Below are 16805 nucleotides of genomic sequence, written 5' to 3'. Positions count from 1 at the left end.
GTAGTTTTCTTAGTCGAAATCTAAATTGTGTTATGTCCTTTTTATTTCAAGAGTTTAGAAAGTTGAGATTCGCGTTACTTATATAAAATTGTTGTGTTAATGTTTTATGGTAATTAGGTTTATTCTAATTATATTTTTTTAAAGAATGTGATTGTATATTAAAAAATAAACCCGCATTAAGCGGGTTTATTTTTTATCTCAAAAGAGATTACATGTACAGGTACTAATTACATGTTAGGGTAATTAGGACCACCACCACCCTCAGGTGTTACCCAAGTAATATTTTGAGACGGATCTTTAATATCACACGTCTTACAGTGCACACAGTTTGCCGCATTAATTTGGAAACGCTTAGAACCATCGTTCTCTTCCATAATTTCATAAACACCGGCAGGGCAGTAGCGCTGAGCAGGCTCATCCCATTTTGGTAAGTTCACATTTACAGGAATAGAAGCATCTGTCAGTTTCAAGTGAGCAGGCTGGTTCTCTTCGTGAACGGTATTCGATACGAATACTGAAGACAGACGGTCAAATGTAATTTTACCATCTGGTTTTGGATAATTCGGTTTGAAGTTCGCAGCATCGACAGTTTTTAAAGCGCTGAAGTCGGGCTGTAAGTCATGCAGCGTGAATGGCACTTTAAAGATGTTTTGATCAACAAAGTTGAACGCACCACCCATCCATTGACCAAACTTATGCATAGCAGGGCCGAAGTTACGAGAGTTATATAACTCTTCTTTCAACCAACTGTTGTTAAACTTGTCAGTATAAGCAGTTAACTCTTTAGTGAAGAAGTCTTCACCTTCAGTCACACGTGCAATGGCAAGGTCGCCGCCTTTTTCCACACCCGCAGCAATCGCTTCAAATACAGCTTCACCACAGAGCATGCCTGATTTCATCGCTGTATGAGAGCCTTTGATTTTCGCAAAGTTTAGGAAGCCTGCGTCATCACCAATTAAGCTACCGCCTGGGAAAGTGAATTTAGGTAAAGAGTTGAAACCACCTTTTACAACTGCACGTGCACCATAAGAAATACGTTTGCCACCTTCAAGATATTGCTTGATTAGTGGATGTGTTTTCCAACGCTGCATTTCCATAAATGGATACATGTGTGGATTGGTATATGATAAGTCAACGATCATACCCAACGTCACTTGGTTGTTTTCAGCGTGGTATAACCACCAACCGCCTGAAGAACCTGTTTCACTTAAAGGCCAACCTGCACCGTGCATCACCAGACCTGGCTTGTGTTTAGCAGGGTCGATTTCCCAAAGTTCTTTAATACCAATACCGTAATGTTGCGGATCAGCATCTTTATCTAAGTTGAACTGAGCAATCAGACGTTTACCCAAGTGACCACGACAGCCTTCAGCAAATAATGTGTATTTCGCATGCAGTTCATAGCCAGGGGTAAAGTTGTGCGTTGGTTCGCCATCTTTACCAATACCCATGTCGCCAGTCTGAATACCTTTCACAGTCCCGTCTTCATGGTAAAGAATTTCAGATGCTGCAAAGCCTGGGAAAATAGACACTTCTAATTCTTCAGCTTTAGCACCTAACCAGCGAACCACGTTACCTAACGAAATAACATAGTTACCATCGTTATGCATGGTTTTTGGTACCATCCAATGCGGTGCTTCTTGTGATTTTTCATCAGACAATAAGAAGAAGGTTTTATCTTCAGTTACAGGCACATTTAAAGGCGCACCTTGTTCTTTCCAGTCTGGGAACAATTCATTCATTGCGCGAGGTTCTAGCACAGCACCGGATAGAATGTGCGCACCAACTTCGGAGCCCTTTTCCACGACACAAACGGACAGATCGTTTAGGTTATTTTCAATTGCAAGTTGACGAATTTTAATCGCAGCAGATAGGCCGGCAGGACCTGCACCGACGATAACTACGTCAAACTCCATCGATTCACGTTCGATGTGTTCCATGTAGGACTCCTCATATTTCGGAAGGTGGCATCCATTTAACTCATTTAAATGGTGCTGCCATGAGTGTTCTTAATGCCCAGACACAATTTTTCTATCGTGTCTTGAATATTGTGGGCTAGTATAGTTTTAAACCGAGTTCTAGCCAATTGGCTGAATCATATTATTTTTCCGTCACTAAGGTATTTATTAGGCGGATGAAGCAGCAATTGATCGGAAACCCGACGAAAAAAGTCATTAATAGGGATGATAGAAATTTAATGAACATTGCACAATACTTAAAAGATGGACAGTCCGGTCACAAAAGGTCAATCCCACCATTAGATCAATGGCATCCAAAGCATTGTGGTGCAATGGATTTGAAGGTTTTAGCCAATGGAGAATGGTGGCACGATGGTCAATTGATCAAACGCCAAGCGCTTATTGACTTGTTTTCGACAGTACTATGGAAAGAAGACAGCAAGTTCTATTTAAAGACCCCAGTCGAGCAGATTGAAATACAGGTAGAAGATGAGCCTTTATTTGTTAATCAAGTCGATATGCTTGAGCTAGAAAATAAGCGCTATATCCAGTTTACGACCACGACACAAGATGTGGTTGTTGTGGATGATGAACATCCTATTTTTATGCGTGAATATCAAGGTGAATTGCGCCCTTATGTACATGTGCGTTTTGGAATTAATGCACTGATCCAGCGTGCCGCATTCTTTCATTTGGTTGAGATGGGTGAACTGCTTGAAAATGAAAAAGGTGAATCCATTTTAGTGTTACAAAGTGGTGATTTGAGCTTGCAATTAGGCACCTGAGGTTTAAGCTTTCCACCTTGTCATTCTGAACAACATATAAGTGATCCTATGACCGCCATTCACCCCATTTACCCACTGGATGTACCCATGCCGAAAGCTGGCGCAGATGCACCGATCGGTTTATTTGATTCGGGGATTGGTGGCTTATCTGTGGCCTTGGAAATTGCGCGTTATTTGCCGAATGAACGTATTGTGTATTATGCCGATACTGCACATGTACCCTATGGGCCACGTGATGATCAAAATATACGTGAGTTGACTGCACATGCCATAGAGTGGTTATACCGCCAAGGCTGTAAAGTCGCTGTCGTGGCATGTAACACGGCATCTGCTTTTAGTTTGGATTATTTGCGTGAACATTATGGGGAGAACTTCCCCATTATTGGTTTAGTTCCTGCGTTAAAGCCTGCCGTTCTGCAAACAAAAAGTAAAACAGTGGCTGTTCTTGCAACACCTGCGACATTTCGTGGAAAGTTGATTAAAGATGTGATGCATCGTTTTGCTGAGCCGGCAGGGGTCAATGTTCTGACTGTGACCAGTTTGGAATTAGTACCCTTTGTAGAAGCAGGCGCGCAGATGAGTGAGGCTTGTCTTAACACATTAACTGAGGTTTTACAGCCAGTTGTAAATCAAGGTGCAGATTTTTTAGTGCTTGGATGTACACATTACCCCTTCCTAAAATCGGCAATTCAGTATATTTTTGGTCAGAAGCTGACATTAATTGACTCTGGATTTGCAGTTGCACGGCAAACTGCCCGAATTTTGATTAAAAATGAGTTATTATTTGAGCATCAACGCAAAAATTGTCTGCGTATTGAATGTTATGTCAGTGGTCATAATGCGGAACAGTTAAAACCCGTGGTGGCGCGATTAATTCAAGCTGAAGAAATCACTTGGAATATTGTCAATATTCAGGATGCGAGTTGAATAATTTAAATCAGTCATTTGCACGGTTTTAAAGAAAAGAATTTAAATTTATTGGGGGAGTCATGCCGTACATTTCAGGATCTATTTTAGGACTGAGTGCGGCATGTAACGGGAAGAGGATCACTAATGCTCGATAAGCGTTATCAAGTATTCATTTCCACATCTGGCAGTGAAATGCAGCCAGAACGGATGATATTGGCTCAGACTTTGGTGGGGATGGGTTTTTTTTCGTGGGGCCTTGAGCAACGCACACCGTTAAGCACTGCTTTTGCACGTCGTCAGATCGATGATTGTGATTATGTGGTGATCTTGTTGGGCAGTCAGTATGGTGAGCAGTCTGTTTCAGGTGTGGGCTATATGCATCTGGAATATATTTATGCGGTGACCAAACAAAAGCCGATCGTTGTTTTTATGCATGAAGATCCAGATTCACGTGATCCTGCTTTACACGACACCAAACCAGAACTGAAAGAAAAATTTAAAGAATTTCGTAGATTACTACAGAACGAAGTCGATCAGGTGTTTAGCTATCGGACTTTACGTGACCTTGAAATGGCGGTTCGTTTGAATATGCCACAAATGTTGGAGCGTTATCCGGTTACAGGTTGGGTACGTCCGCAAAACACTCAAGCTTTGCATGATGAAATTGATCGTTTAAAAGCAAAATTGGTGCAGCTTGAAACTGAGTCAGGCAAACGCGAAGTTGATCCGTTCTTGTCTTTACCTAAAGTTTCGATGCATGAGGTGTTTGCCTTTGAATACCGTATGCATGCCTATCAGGATGGTAATTTTAAAGAACTGAAAGTTAGTAAAAAGATGACGTGGGCGCAGTTGCTGTCGATTTTGGGTTCGACCTTTGTGAATCCGACACCTGAAGAATTTTTCTCTAAGCGTATGAATGAGTTTCTGAATGAAACTGGTTTAGAGGATGCACGGGTTGAAATGCCACGTGCACATGCAGTTGCGCGAGCGCAAGTGAATATTCGTGCCCTGCACAGTATTAAAAGTCAGATGCGTCAGAATGATTGGATTATTCCGAGTGGCCGTGATGACCGTCAGCGTATGCTGTGGCAAGTGACTTCGAAAGGGCAGAAATTACTGGAAAGCAATTTGCTGGATAATAATCGAGTTTTTCAATTTAAAACTGTGTATTAATCTGTTTTATTAAATAGAGAAAAAACTGCTACATTAGCGTTATTCAAATTGATGGAAAAAGCATAATGTTGTCTGCCGAAAAAGCCAAGATCACCATTATTTTGGCAAACTTGGGTACACCTGATGCGCCGACTGCGCCGTCTGTACGTCGTTTTCTGCAACAGTTTTTGTCAGATCAACGAGTGATCGAAATTCCAAAACCGATTTGGCAGCTTATTCTCCGTTTGTTTGTTTTGCCGTTTCGTCCAAAGCGGGTTGCACATGCCTATGAAATGGTATGGGGCAATGATTCACCGATGCGCGAAATTTTGCTGGAGCAAGTCGCGGCGGTCAAAGCGCATTTGGTTGCGCAATATCCTGAATTTGAATTGAATGTGATTCCTGCCATGACTTATGGCAATCCGGGGATTTCCACAGCATTAAATGAATTGGCGGCTGATCCACAAGATCATATTTTATTATTTCCGCTATTTCCACAATATTCAGCGACCTCAACTGCGCCTTTATACGATGCGATAGCGAAATGGATTCCACAGCAACGTAACTTGCCGGGATTGAGCATTATTCGCGACTATTATCAGCACCCGTTATTTATTCAGGCTTTGGCTCAAAGTGTGCGCGACTATCAAGCTGAACATGGTGTACCAGATAAATTGCTGATGTCGTTTCATGGTATTCCGCAGCCGTATGCTGATAAGGGCGACCCTTATGCTGACCGCTGCCGTATCACTGGGCATTTGGTGGCACAAGCTTTGGGCTTAACCGAAGATCAGTATGAAATTAGTTTCCAGTCCCGTTTTGGTAAGCAAGAGTGGGTGAAACCCTATACCGATGCCACATTAGGCGCTTGGGGCAAGCAAGGCGTGAAATCGGTGCAGGTGATGAGCCCTGCCTTTTCTGCCGATTGTTTAGAGACTTTAGAAGAATTGGCACTCCAAAATGCCGAAATTTTTCAATCGGCAGGGGGAACTGATTATGGTTATATTCCTGCCCTAAATGCACGTGAAGATCATGTCGCATTGCTGAATTTATTACTTCAAGCTAATCTCGATGCCTTAAAGCAGACATTAGCCCATTAAACGCATTGAGGTTTTTCGCCATATGTTGCAAGTTAAAATCGTACCGGTCACGGCATTTCAGCAAAATTGTTCAATTGTGTGGGATTCTGAAACCAAAGAGGCTATTTTGATTGACGCAGGTGGTGAACCTGAAAAATTAAAAGCAGAAGTTGAAGCACTCGGTTTAACGGTAAAAGCATTGTGGCTGACGCATGGTCATCTCGATCATGCGGGGGCAGTGGGTGCATTAACTAAAATTTGGAATGTGCCTGTGGTCGGTCCACACAAAGACGATGCATTTTGGCTCGATATGATCCAAGACGTCTCTGCAAAATATGGTTTTCCAATTCCAGAAAATGTCCATGTGACACAGTGGCTTGAAGGTGGTGAAACATTAAAACTGGGCGAAGAAGAGTTTGAAGTTCGCTTTGCGCCTGGCCATACACCGGGTCATGTGATGTTCTATAACGCCAAATATGGGGTGTTATGGACGGGGGATGTGTTGTTTAAAGGCTCGATAGGCCGTACCGATTTCCCGCGTGGCAATCATCAACAATTACTCGATTCCATTCAACGTGAATGCTTTAGCTTGCCAGACGAGACGCAATTTATCTCTGGTCATGGCCCAATGAGCACCATTGGTTATGAAAAGCAGCATAATCCTTTCGTGGCCAGTAAAGCGGGTTAACTTTTAATACCAAGTTTTAGTCTGAAAAAAGGTCTACCAATCACGATGTAGACCTTTTTTATTGCACTGAAGATTTTTTAATATTGATCTTCTTCACGACCACCATCAGCTTGTGGGGCGTCTTGTGTCGGCAAACGATATTCGTCATTGGCCCACGCGCCTAAATCGATGAGTTTGCAACGCTCCGAACAAAAAGGGCGATATTCATTATTTTCCCAAGTGGTTAGTTTGCCGCAGCGTGGGCAGTTCATGGTGGTGGGCATGGTCAACTCCAGCAAAAACAGAGGATTCAATTAGGCAAAAACAGTCGTAGTTGTTAGACTTATGCCGTTCTGTTTAGTTTGATCTGTTTATGCCTATTCGTCAATTTCAAGCGCAGCGTATGCATGCTCCCCGTGATTTTCAACCGATCCAGCCAATGCCTGTGTGTGTCGAGATTGGCGCAGGTAAAGGTAAACATGCCTTATTGTTTTCAGGCATGCATCCTGAGTTGCAGTTGATTGCAGTGGAACGGACCCGTGAAAAGTTTTTGGCCATGCAAAAGCAACATACAATTGAAGGGCAGCCGAACTTAAGCACGGTACATGCGGATGCATTACCCTGGGTGGTACATGCTTTATATCCAGCACAAGTTCAACAGTTTTTTATTTTGTACCCAAATCCTGAGCCACATAACCCGGCACAGCGCTGGTTGAATATGCCGTTTTTTGAGTTTTTATTGTCGCGTTTGCAACCGGGTGGGTGCATTACTTTGGCGAGTAATATTCCTGAATATATTAAAGAAGCACAGCAACAGTTGATTGACGTGTGGCAATTACCTTTCGTTAAAGAAAAAATTGCAGCAACATCGGCACGCACCCATTTTGAAATTAAATATTTAGAACGCGGTGAATTGTGTCAGCAACTGATCATCACTAAGCCTGCGGATTACAGCACACGGTTTGATGATTTTCAGCCTTTGCAGGGGCAGAATCTAGCACCCAAAAATGCGGAATAAGTCAGCATGACACAGCGAGTTGCGATTATAGGTGCAGGCCCTGCGGGTTTAATGGCGGCAGAGCTGTTGAGCCAATATGACTATGACGTCCATGTGTATGAGCAAAAGCCCTCGGCGGCGCGTAAATTTCTCATGGCCGGGAAAACTGGGCTGAATATTTCTCATGCGGAACCGTTTGAACAGTTTGTGCAGCGCTATGATCAAGCTGAATGGTTGTCTCCTTGGATCAAGCAGTGGGATGCTAAATGGATTCAGCACTGGATGAAAGATCTTGGGATAGAGACCTATATCGGTTCATCTGGTCGTGTATTTCCGATAGAGATGAAAGCAGCCCCTCTGTTACGCGTATGGCTTAAGCGACTCACGGAACATGGCATCCAATTTCATTATCGTCATCAAGTTGTAGATTTGCAGCAGAATGAATTACGGATTCAGAGTCTGCTTGAAGGACAGCAGCCGTATAGCGAATATTTTGATGCGATTGTGATGGCTTGTGGTGCTGTGTCTTGGCCTAAACTTGGCAGTGATGGCGCATGGCAAAAATGGTTAAATGTTGAAAGTATTGAACCATTCCAAGCCAGTAATGCCGGTGTTGAACTGACATGGTCGAAGTTTATGCAGCCTGTTTTGGGTCAGCCTTTAAAGCGGGTTGATGCATGGGTCGCGGAGTCAGCGCGGACTCAAGGCGATATTGTGATTTCACATTATGGACTGGAAAGTGGCTTGATCTATAAACAGGGACGCGCATTGCGGCAGCAAGTCCGTGACGGTCAACCAATGCAATTATATCTCGACTTATTGCCCGATCAAACCCTTGAGCAACTCACCCAAAAGTTACAACCCTCGAAGAAGCAGTCTTTAAGCAATGTTTGGCGTAAAGCGGGCTTGGATAGCGCAAAATCTGCCTTGGTACGTGAGTCGGTGGATAAAGCTCTGTGGCACGATGCTGCGGCTTTAGCAGAGCAAATTAAACAATTAAAAATTACCATCCATGGATTTAGGCCAATTGAAGAAGCCATTAGCTGTGCTGGTGGTGTGAAACGCGAAGCGCTGAATACCCAGTTACAACTGAAAGACAATCCATCGGTCTTTCTCTGTGGGGAAATGTTGGACTGGGATGCGCCAACAGGTGGCTATTTACTGACCGCTTGTTTGGCGACAGGACGTGCGGCAGGTGAAGGTGTGCATCAGACGTTAAAGGCAAAAAGCGCGTAAGGCTGCAAATTGTCACACTGCTTTTGAAATGTTGTGCTATGTTATTTTCCACCTCTGGCCAAGAATGAAAAATAATGATGCGTGCGCAACAACAATATACCGGCAGCTGTTTGTGTGGGGCAGTGTGCTATGAAATCAATGGTCCGATTGGCGACATTGTGAAATGCCATTGTTCACGCTGTCGCAAAGCCAATGGTACGGCATTTGCCACCAATGCACCAATTGCCAAAGCAGATTTTAAAATTGTGGTCGGTGAGCAATATTTCAAAAAATATGCCTCGACTGCGACCACACAGCGCTGTTTTTGTAGCGAATGTGGTTCACCAATTATTAGTATTAAAGCTGACACTCCAGATTTTTATCGCCTGCGTATCGGGACTTTGGATACACCTTTAACCCAAGCACCTATGCGTCATATTTTTGTGGCGTCCAAGGCGGAGTGGGATGAAATTTGTGATGATCTGCCGCAGCATGCAGAACGGCCTTAAATCGTATATTGATGAATAAAAAAGGGTTTATGTAGTGAACCCTTTTTTAATGTTTAACGTATTGAACAAATATCAGTTCAAATCTTTAGTGAATGGCTACATTAAGATTGGTTCGGCTTTTTCAATTCAGGGTATTGTTCCTGCCAATGTTCCAATTGTTCTTGTGCATGGATAAATTGACCTAAGCCTTTCACGCTATCACTTGGATTTTTTAGCTCACCATCTACGGCTTGTTTTTTCTCGTCATAAATTTTGGCTTGATTGTCCCAATATTGATACATCAAGGTTTGAATATAACGCCCTTGTTCGGTTTTCATTTCCAGTTCTTTGAGCATATCGAGCGCAGACTGGATATTGTCGCGTTTGCGCTGTGTGGCAAACTCATCAGTGAGTTTGTCTTCATCGCGCAGCTTCATTAACTCATCTTCCATCTCATCACTGATTTGGCTGAAGCTTTCATCATACTGCGTCAATTGCGTAAGGTCGTGTAGATCGTCTGGGGTTTTTGCAAAGCTTTTGACCGGATCTGCATCCAGCTCTTTCATGATTTGATCATCCGTGGAGTTATCCGCATTTTGATCCATCGTTTCAGAAGATTTTTGACAGGCGCTTAAACCGAGTGCCATCCCAAGCAGCAACACTACACTTATTTTTTTGAAGGAAAATAGCATCATTTTTTGCTTCCTAATTTAATTTTTTATACACGTAAACGTGAGTGACATAAGGAAAATCGATTAGATCTTGAGCTTGCTTTTGGGTGTAGTCGGCCACAATTTTTTCAAATTGTTGTTTGAGTACCTGTTGTTCAGGCTCAGACAGCGCAGCAATAAAACTGGTCGAAAGAAAGCGATTTGAAACAACCTGCTCCACTGTACCATGATGCAATTGTGCAAATGTCGTTTCTGCACATAATTTAAAATCGTGCTGCTGTTCAAATACTTTTTGCCATTGTCCTGTGTGGTAACGAGGGGTGTTACCTTCGAGTTGATTTAATACATTGGCCAGCGCCGCGACCCAATCAACACGAATATCGCGTTGGTTCCAGACCAAAACTAAGGTACCTTCGGGTTGTAATAGGCGATGAATTTCATTTAAGGTTTCGGTATTGGCAAACCAATGAAAGGACTGTGCGCAAAAAATCGCATCGACACAGTGATCGGGCAGTGGAATGTGATCGCTACGTGCTGCTAAAGTTTCAATATCTGGATGTTTTTTTCGCAGTTGTTGTAACATTTCAGCCACAGGTTCAACGGCCGTGATTTTTTCGCTCAAGGGTTTGAGGTAATTTAGAAATTTACCGGTGCCTGAACCTAAGTCGAGCACATGGCTATGCGCAGGTAAATGTAAGAGTTGTTCTAACCATGGCGTAATCGCTTCAGGGTAATCAGGGCGCACCTGTTGATACAGTTCAGCAGCTGAACTAAAGCCTTTTTGTGCGGCAGGATGTATTGATTGTGTCATATTCTGCACTTTTTAATCTGTATGGCCTCTATAAAATAGCATATTTGTAGTAATAACAACTTTGAAACCACAAGGAAGGGATGGCGTGACGCAAGGACTGGAGCAAACTGTAATGGATAAGCAGATTATTTTTGAAGATGATCAGATTCGGGTGATTTACCAACCGGGAAGTTCCAGTGAGCTGATCTTTTCATTTGGTGATTTGATTACGCGTGCGAAAGGATTAGCGATCAATGCGGAGAAGTCATTACAAAAGTATGATTTTAATGTCATTGGGGTCATGCCGAAGCAGAAGTCGTGGTTTCCTGCAGCCTCGATGCAACAAATGTTTGACGCACTGCAGGCGATACTGGCACAGTTTCCAATTCGGATTGCCTACGGTGGTTCGATGGGCGGCTACGCAGCAATTAAATATGCCAACCTCTTTGATTTTCAGCGTGTGGTCAGCATGGTGCCACAATATTCGATTGACCCTGCCGATATCACCGATACCCGTTATGGCATGTTCTTTCAGCCGAGCTTAAATGCCAATATGCGCATTCAAGCTGAGGATGTATCAGCCACACGTGAATACATCGTGGTGTATGACCCTTACTGTCCTGAGGATCGGGCTCATTTTGAAAAGTTACATGCGCTCATTCCTCATGTACATGTACTGCATTTACCGTTTACTGGGCACGATGCCATTGCAGTCTTGGCCAGTTCAGAACTGCTGAATGATTTTTTACGCCATCCTTTCGATGCCCCGTATTTTTATCAAAAAATGCGTCAGGTGAAGAAAAACAGTAAGTTTTATTACCGTAAAGTGATTGAAAACTTGTTGTCGCGCCATCGTTTGGCCTTGGGACAAATTTTAAAAAATAACCATTTCCAGCTCGATTCACAGTTTTTTGATGCCAAGCAAAAACAGACTTTGCTGCGCGCCTTATTTAATAATAAGCAAGTGAGTGAACAAGATTTAAATAAATTGGGCATCACCACCTTTACACCGCAGGACAATCGCAATTTATTGCTCGACCAATATGAACATGGCCTGGTATTTAATGTAATTAGCCAGAAAATTGAGTGCTATGCGGCTGGGGTCATTGCCTTAAATCATAAGTTTTTGATTCCGTTGCAAGCCAAAGGTACTGGGCCGGTTTTGGTGCAGATTCAAGATGAACGCTATATGGTGGTGATGAATGATCGCCAAGTGATGAAACTGGTTTTACCACAAGACGAGTTGGCGACTGGGATGCACCCAATTTACCTCCAGAAATATGCCCATTACTACACGTTAAACTATAAACAACAGTTGTTAAGCAGCGATGAATTTGGACAAGTCTTTTTTGTTGAAAGTTCGGGTGAAAATACTCAATTTGTGCTTCAACCTGAACAGAATTAACTCAGTTTTCAGCATCTAGTTCAGCCTATTGCTTATTCTTTATAAGGGCTTATGATGGTATGAAGCAGTATAAAAATTATACATGCTGTTGAATCATCAGAAAGAATAAGAGGGGTTTCAGTATGCAATCTACGCGGATGCTTGCTGTATTATTGTTGTTCATGCTAGGCAGCTCTCAAGCCTATGCACAGGGTGTCAGTTCAACAGTTCTTGTATTGAGTAGTGGAATGATGCTGTTGGCTGGACTGACCATATACGTGATTTTAAAGATTCGAAGTTCACTTAGAAACCATCTTGATAGACCCGCGAAATAGCGGGTTTTTAAATTTTAAGGCATTGAAAATTATATGCTTTAAGGTTTTAATCATTTTTAATATAAAGTAGAAAAGTGTGAAAAGGGAAATAAACATGAAAGCGGTTTTTCTAGATTATGAATCACTCGATAAAAAAGATTTAGATTTTAGTGCGTTGCATGCACAGTTTGATGAATTGATTCTTTATCCTGCGACGACTGCTGCTGAAGTGGATGCACGCATTCAAAATGTGGATGTGATTATTAGCAATAAAGTACAAATTCAAGCCGATCACATGCGTAATAACCCACAGCTGAAACTGATTTTAATTTCAGCGACAGGCACAAATAATGTGGACCTTGTACAAGCACGTGAACAGGGCATTGTGGTGTGTAATTGTCAGGGTTATGGCACTGCCGCCGTGGCGCAGCATACCTTGATGCTCATGTTGAATTTGGCGACCTCTTTTCGTCAATACGACCGCGCGGTACAACAAGGGGAGTGGAATAAATCGAATCAGTTCTGCCTGATGGATTTTCCGATTGTTGAACTTTCAGGCAAAACTTTGGGGATCGTAGGATACGGTGAATTAGGCAAAGCGGTGGCACATTTGGCGCAAGCTTTTGGCATGAAGATCATGATTGGTGCATTGCCAAATCGCCCGATGGCCGCAGAGCGTGTGGCTTTTGCTGAAATGTTACCGCAAGTCGATTTCTTGAGTTTGCATTGCCCGTTAACGGAAGATACTCGTGATTTACTCGATGGTGCTGCATTGGCTCAAATGAAGCCTTCTGCTTTTGTGATTAACTGTGCACGCGGTGGAATCGTAAATGAGCCAGCTTTGGCAAATGCTTTGCGCTCAGGTCAAATTGCCGGTGCGGCAACCGACGTCCTCACAGTTGAGCCTCCAAAAGACGGCAATGTGCTGTTAGACAGTTCAATTCCAAATTTGATTATTACCCCACACAGTGCATGGGGCAGTGTCGATGCACGACAACGCATTGTGCAGCAAGTGGTGGAAAATGTGGAAGCATTTAAAGTGGGTTTGGTGATTCGTCAGGTGAATTGAAATAGTGTTGGAGCGAGCCATTTACTTCAATTGTTTCTCCATGATCTCAGCTAAAAACTGCTTGGGTTGAAGGTTTTTAAATCGCCTTCAATCCTTATAGCGTCATTCTGCATTCCTGAGTTAGCTTTGTTGTAGGCAGCACAAAGACCAATTTGTGCTTTTAAAACTTCGCTTTAACAGTCTTTTATCCATTTGACATTATGTTGATGTTTAGACGAATTGCACTATTGTGGAAAAAGTTGTACCAACTGTGGATAAGTTTCCCGTAATTGTGGAAAACCTTGCAAGCTCATTAAAGCTGCAAAATTCAGGTAAATTTCTAACATTAAACCAAAAATAATTCTCATGATTTTCTTCTTATCGGGTTTTATATTAGTGATTTAAAATGCGAAAAATTTTATTTTTAATGCATGAAAAATAGCCCAACCAGAGTTGAGCTATCTACAATTTTAAAAATGTCTTATAAATCAGTTACTGGATAAGTCGTTGAGGTTGAACTCGATGGATACGTGCTTTGTGGATATTGGTTGCTACTTTGTCCCGAGTTTTGACTTGGCGCAGTATTCATTTGGCTACCTGAAGATGGTTGGCTCAAAGACTGTTGGGTAATAGGCGCAGGTTGGCTGGTTTTACCAGTTACTCTTTCACGAGTATCTTTTAATTTTTCATTCACATGTTGTGTGGCTTGCTGCGCACCTTGATCGACTTGCTGTACCGTTTGATTGGTGACAGTTTTGGTATTGTCCCATGCCTGATCGACAGAAGGCTTAATTTTAGAAATACCACGTTCAGCCATTTCACCGACATTTTTGGCAGCACCGACCACACCTTCTTGTGCTTTATAAGCCCAAACGTGCAATAAATTTGGGTTGTCACCATAAGGTGTAACCAATTTTTGTTGATTATTGGTAGTCGGCTGCGTGGTGTTGGTTTGTGCCCAAAGTGATGGCGCAGCTAAAGCAAGGCTTAAACATAAAGTTGCTTTTAATGAATTCTTCACAGCTTTACCTCATATTTTATCGATTTTGGATCTGATCTTGGTTTTAACGCATTATAGGAAAAAACGGAACAGAAAAAAGTCAGCGTAGCAAAATCAATACAGCAACTGACAGCTTTCTCCACGTTTGAGTCTTGATTTGAGCTCATAAAAAAGCTCACCGTAGTGAGCCTGCTCTCTGGAGGGAGAGGATTAGAAAGCGGTTAATGTAGGTTATAAGTGTGAAGCGACCGAAGCATCATGTGAGCGATGGATGTTTGCCTGTGTGACTACGGTCATCTGTATCATCTTAAATAAAAGTGTCATCTTAAAATTAATCCTCTTTGCTTAAACTCGGCTGTTGCACTTAGTCGGTAGGAGATTGAACAGCGGTCATGGTGGGAGGATTTTTTGTATAAATGTGTTTTTGTGCCTGAAGTTACACAATGTACTAACAGCTGAATTACGCGGCTGGTTGAAATGTAGAGCGTCAGTTAATTTGGCGCAGATATGTAAGTTTGTGAAAAAACAGTCAGCCAAATGTCGTTGCTGAGTAGTAGGGCAGTTGTATTATTTACAAATTGAATAAATACGATGCAGAGATGTGTGCAGGAAATCAGCGAGATATTTTTATAAAGTAAAACCATACCTAAAATTTTAGGTATGGTTTGTAAGTGTTATTCACATTGGGCAAGTGCATCTTTTGCGAAATGACCACGTAGGCTGAGGAAGTTTTTCTGTACATCAGCGGCGTTTAAGTCAAAGTGATGTGCAGAACTTGTACCGTCTTTAGCAAATGTTGCTGTGCCAGCTGAAATCAGAGTTAAGCCTTTAAATGACCATTGTTCTATAGCTTTTGCTTCTGGCAGGTTGCCGGTAAATTCAATGACGCATTTATCAACAAATTTAGTCAGTTTGGCTTTGTTGTCTGTGGTGTCTGGATAGACATCGATGTTTTGAACTTCTTGTAATACACCAGTTTCAAGCTGTGGAATTTTTGGTGCAGATGTACATGCAGAAAGCGCGATACCCGCAAGACCAGTCAAAATGAATGCTTTCAATTTCATAAGTTTCTTTCTTGTTGAGTGTTGTTGGTTTGAGTATAGGGAAATGGTGAATAATTGCCTATATATTTTGTCTACTGTACATGAAGACGGACGTATTTTTATACTTTCTAAAGCATTTTACTATAATTCTTGAGATTTATTTCGGCACAAAAGTATTCTGATTTCTTCAATTTCATAGGCAGGAATTTTACGATGAAGCATCGCGTGACAATTTGCACAAACTGGTATCAAGTCTGTAACTGGGTTTAGTACATATTCTTTTTTAATCTCTGAAAGAGGTTTGATGTGATGAACATGAATAAAGTCTTTACCAATTGCACCATATATTTTTTCAAAATTGAAAAAGCAACATTGGCATGTATAGCCATGATGTTTTAAACAGACTTTACGTGCTTTTTCATTTCGTTCATAGGCATTTACAGTAATTTTTTTAATTGCACCCTCAGTATAGGAAATATTGTTTTCTTCAATTTTTTCATCTTGTAATGTATTTAGAGCTAGGGAATAGTTTGTAATTTCACGATTATTAATTTTAATTCTAGTTTTTGTGTATTTGTCTTTCCATTCCTCAACAATATTTGATTGTTTTGTTAACTCAGCAGAAAACCAATCCACCATATTTTGTGCTATGAATAAAATAGATTTATTTGAGTTTTTTGCTATCTTGTCTAAAGTTTTGTCATATTTTTCTAAAAGAATTTGGACAATCTCATCTCTATGAATAGAGGTTTTTTGTGTTAGAGCGATATCTATTGTTTCAGCAATAATTGGGAAATATATTTTTTTTTCAAATAAAATTGAATTGTGTTCTTTATTTATTAAATTTAAAATTTTCTCAAATGTAGATTCAGAAACAGAGTTACCATTGCCCTCGGGAGTCCAATGCATACTTGGATCAATTTTTTCTAATTCAATTAAAGAAATAAAAGCTTTTCTTGAAAGTTTTGAAAATTCTAAATCTACAAAATTAGTGTTATCTACATTTTGAATAACATCTTTGTCCTTGTAAGGATTAGATGTAATTTTGCCAATACCAATAATACCTTTTTCAGATTTAGGAATACTTCCTAATTTCATAAGTAAAAAGTTATCGTTAGGTCCTATATTATTTTTACGATTAGTTTTCCATTGATGAATTGGTTTTTTATTTGGTAGTTCAGCGATCATTTTATTTAGATTTGTCCATTTCCATTTTTCTTGCTTCCATGTAAATAAATATGTACTCATTTTATTCATCTTTAAATTTAAGGAAAACCCCGCTAATTTATAGCGGGGTTTTCCTTA

19 protein-coding genes are annotated in these 16805 nt (G+C 41.3%); 11 read left to right on the top strand and 8 right to left on the bottom strand.

Translation table 11 applies throughout. The annotated features are described in order from the left end of the window. Positions 1-227: 227 nt before the first annotated feature. Positions 228-1940: an electron transfer flavoprotein-ubiquinone oxidoreductase gene (locus tag ACN6OV_RS07735; RefSeq protein ID WP_180026642.1), complete on the bottom strand. Its 1713-nt coding sequence runs from the start codon at positions 1938-1940 to the stop codon at positions 228-230. 194 nt (positions 1941-2134) lie between these two features. Between ACN6OV_RS07735 and ACN6OV_RS07730 the strand changes: the two genes are divergently transcribed. The 5 genes from ACN6OV_RS07730 to ACN6OV_RS07710 all read left to right on the top strand — a co-directional run bounded on the left by ACN6OV_RS07730 (position 2135) and on the right by ACN6OV_RS07710 (position 6571). Continuing rightward, a complete protein-coding gene (locus tag ACN6OV_RS07730; RefSeq protein ID WP_067764044.1) occupies positions 2135-2743 on the top strand; it encodes a DUF1285 domain-containing protein in 609 nt (202 codons plus the stop codon). A 48-nt stretch (positions 2744-2791) separates the two neighbouring features. Next, positions 2792-3670 (top strand): glutamate racemase, encoded by an 879-nt coding sequence (gene murI / locus ACN6OV_RS07725; RefSeq protein WP_427951570.1) that lies wholly within the window; start codon positions 2792-2794, stop codon positions 3668-3670. A gap of 126 nt (positions 3671-3796) precedes the next feature. Then, the gene (locus ACN6OV_RS07720) at positions 3797-4825 is read left to right on the top strand and encodes a DUF4062 domain-containing protein (RefSeq protein WP_427951567.1); all 1029 of its coding nucleotides are present in this window, start codon (positions 3797-3799) and stop codon (positions 4823-4825) included. A 65-nt stretch (positions 4826-4890) separates the two neighbouring features. After that, positions 4891-5904 carry a ferrochelatase gene (gene hemH, locus ACN6OV_RS07715; protein WP_427951565.1) on the top strand — a complete coding sequence of 338 codons (1014 nt, stop codon included), beginning with the start codon at positions 4891-4893 and terminating at the stop codon, positions 5902-5904. 22 nt (positions 5905-5926) lie between these two features. Then, positions 5927-6571 carry an MBL fold metallo-hydrolase gene (locus tag ACN6OV_RS07710; protein WP_427951562.1) on the top strand — a complete coding sequence of 215 codons (645 nt, stop codon included), beginning with the start codon at positions 5927-5929 and terminating at the stop codon, positions 6569-6571. Positions 6572-6648: 77 nt separating this feature from the next. Here ACN6OV_RS07710 and ACN6OV_RS07705 read toward each other — a convergent pair whose 3' ends face one another. Continuing rightward, entirely contained in the window at positions 6649-6834 is a 186-nt protein-coding gene (locus ACN6OV_RS07705; RefSeq protein ID WP_427951560.1) for a DNA gyrase inhibitor YacG, read from the bottom strand. 83 nt (positions 6835-6917) lie between these two features. Here ACN6OV_RS07705 and ACN6OV_RS07700 point away from each other — a divergent pair, with 83 nt between their 5' ends. The 3 genes from ACN6OV_RS07700 (at position 6918) to ACN6OV_RS07690 (ending at position 9271) form a co-directional block, all read left to right on the top strand. Further along, the gene (locus ACN6OV_RS07700; protein ID WP_427951581.1) at positions 6918-7568 is read left to right on the top strand and encodes an SAM-dependent methyltransferase; all 651 of its coding nucleotides are present in this window, start codon (positions 6918-6920) and stop codon (positions 7566-7568) included. Between the two features lie 6 nt (positions 7569-7574). Then, complete coding sequence (locus tag ACN6OV_RS07695; RefSeq protein ID WP_427951557.1) at positions 7575-8783, top strand: TIGR03862 family flavoprotein; 1209 nt, start codon at positions 7575-7577, stop codon at positions 8781-8783. 77 nt (positions 8784-8860) lie between these two features. After that, complete coding sequence (locus ACN6OV_RS07690; RefSeq protein WP_427951578.1) at positions 8861-9271, top strand: GFA family protein; 411 nt, start codon at positions 8861-8863, stop codon at positions 9269-9271. A gap of 101 nt (positions 9272-9372) precedes the next feature. On the opposite strand, the gene ACN6OV_RS07685 is transcribed toward ACN6OV_RS07690, so the two are convergent. Together ACN6OV_RS07685 and ACN6OV_RS07680 are read right to left on the bottom strand one after the other, a co-directional pair. Next, on the bottom strand, positions 9373-9942 hold the full coding sequence (locus tag ACN6OV_RS07685; protein WP_427951575.1) for a hypothetical protein: 570 nt from the start codon (positions 9940-9942) through the stop codon (positions 9373-9375). A gap of 13 nt (positions 9943-9955) precedes the next feature. Beyond that, a complete protein-coding gene (locus ACN6OV_RS07680; protein WP_427951554.1) occupies positions 9956-10732 on the bottom strand; it encodes a class I SAM-dependent methyltransferase in 777 nt (258 codons plus the stop codon). A gap of 112 nt (positions 10733-10844) precedes the next feature. On the opposite strand from ACN6OV_RS07680, the gene ACN6OV_RS07675 reads away from it, so the two are divergent. The 3 genes from ACN6OV_RS07675 (at position 10845) to ACN6OV_RS07665 (ending at position 13478) form a co-directional block, all read left to right on the top strand. After that, on the top strand, positions 10845-12116 hold the full coding sequence (locus ACN6OV_RS07675; RefSeq protein ID WP_427951573.1) for an alpha/beta fold hydrolase: 1272 nt from the start codon (positions 10845-10847) through the stop codon (positions 12114-12116). 122 nt (positions 12117-12238) lie between these two features. Beyond that, the gene (locus ACN6OV_RS07670) at positions 12239-12430 is read left to right on the top strand and encodes a hypothetical protein (protein ID WP_427951552.1); all 192 of its coding nucleotides are present in this window, start codon (positions 12239-12241) and stop codon (positions 12428-12430) included. A 94-nt stretch (positions 12431-12524) separates the two neighbouring features. Beyond that, a complete protein-coding gene (locus ACN6OV_RS07665) occupies positions 12525-13478 on the top strand; it encodes a 2-hydroxyacid dehydrogenase (RefSeq protein ID WP_427951549.1) in 954 nt (317 codons plus the stop codon). 224 nt (positions 13479-13702) lie between these two features. Here ACN6OV_RS07665 and ACN6OV_RS07660 read toward each other — a convergent pair whose 3' ends face one another. The 4 genes from ACN6OV_RS07660 to ACN6OV_RS07645 all read right to left on the bottom strand — a co-directional run bounded on the left by ACN6OV_RS07660 (position 13703) and on the right by ACN6OV_RS07645 (position 16748). Continuing rightward, positions 13703-13825: a hypothetical protein gene (locus ACN6OV_RS07660; RefSeq protein ID WP_427951546.1), complete on the bottom strand. Its 123-nt coding sequence runs from the start codon at positions 13823-13825 to the stop codon at positions 13703-13705. A 113-nt stretch (positions 13826-13938) separates the two neighbouring features. Continuing rightward, the gene (locus ACN6OV_RS07655; protein ID WP_427951543.1) at positions 13939-14478 is read right to left on the bottom strand and encodes a hypothetical protein; all 540 of its coding nucleotides are present in this window, start codon (positions 14476-14478) and stop codon (positions 13939-13941) included. Positions 14479-15131: 653 nt separating this feature from the next. Further along, positions 15132-15521 carry a hypothetical protein gene (locus ACN6OV_RS07650; protein WP_427951540.1) on the bottom strand — a complete coding sequence of 130 codons (390 nt, stop codon included), beginning with the start codon at positions 15519-15521 and terminating at the stop codon, positions 15132-15134. 120 nt (positions 15522-15641) lie between these two features. Continuing rightward, positions 15642-16748 (bottom strand): HNH endonuclease, encoded by a 1107-nt coding sequence (locus tag ACN6OV_RS07645; protein WP_427951539.1) that lies wholly within the window; start codon positions 16746-16748, stop codon positions 15642-15644. Positions 16749-16805 lie beyond the last annotated feature (57 nt).

The sequence above is a fragment of the Acinetobacter sp. genome (genome assembly GCF_050285345.1).
GTDB lineage: Bacteria > Pseudomonadota > Gammaproteobacteria > Pseudomonadales > Moraxellaceae > Acinetobacter.
Note: the sequence above shows the minus strand (reverse complement) of the source record. Positions and strands in the feature narration are given on the sequence as shown.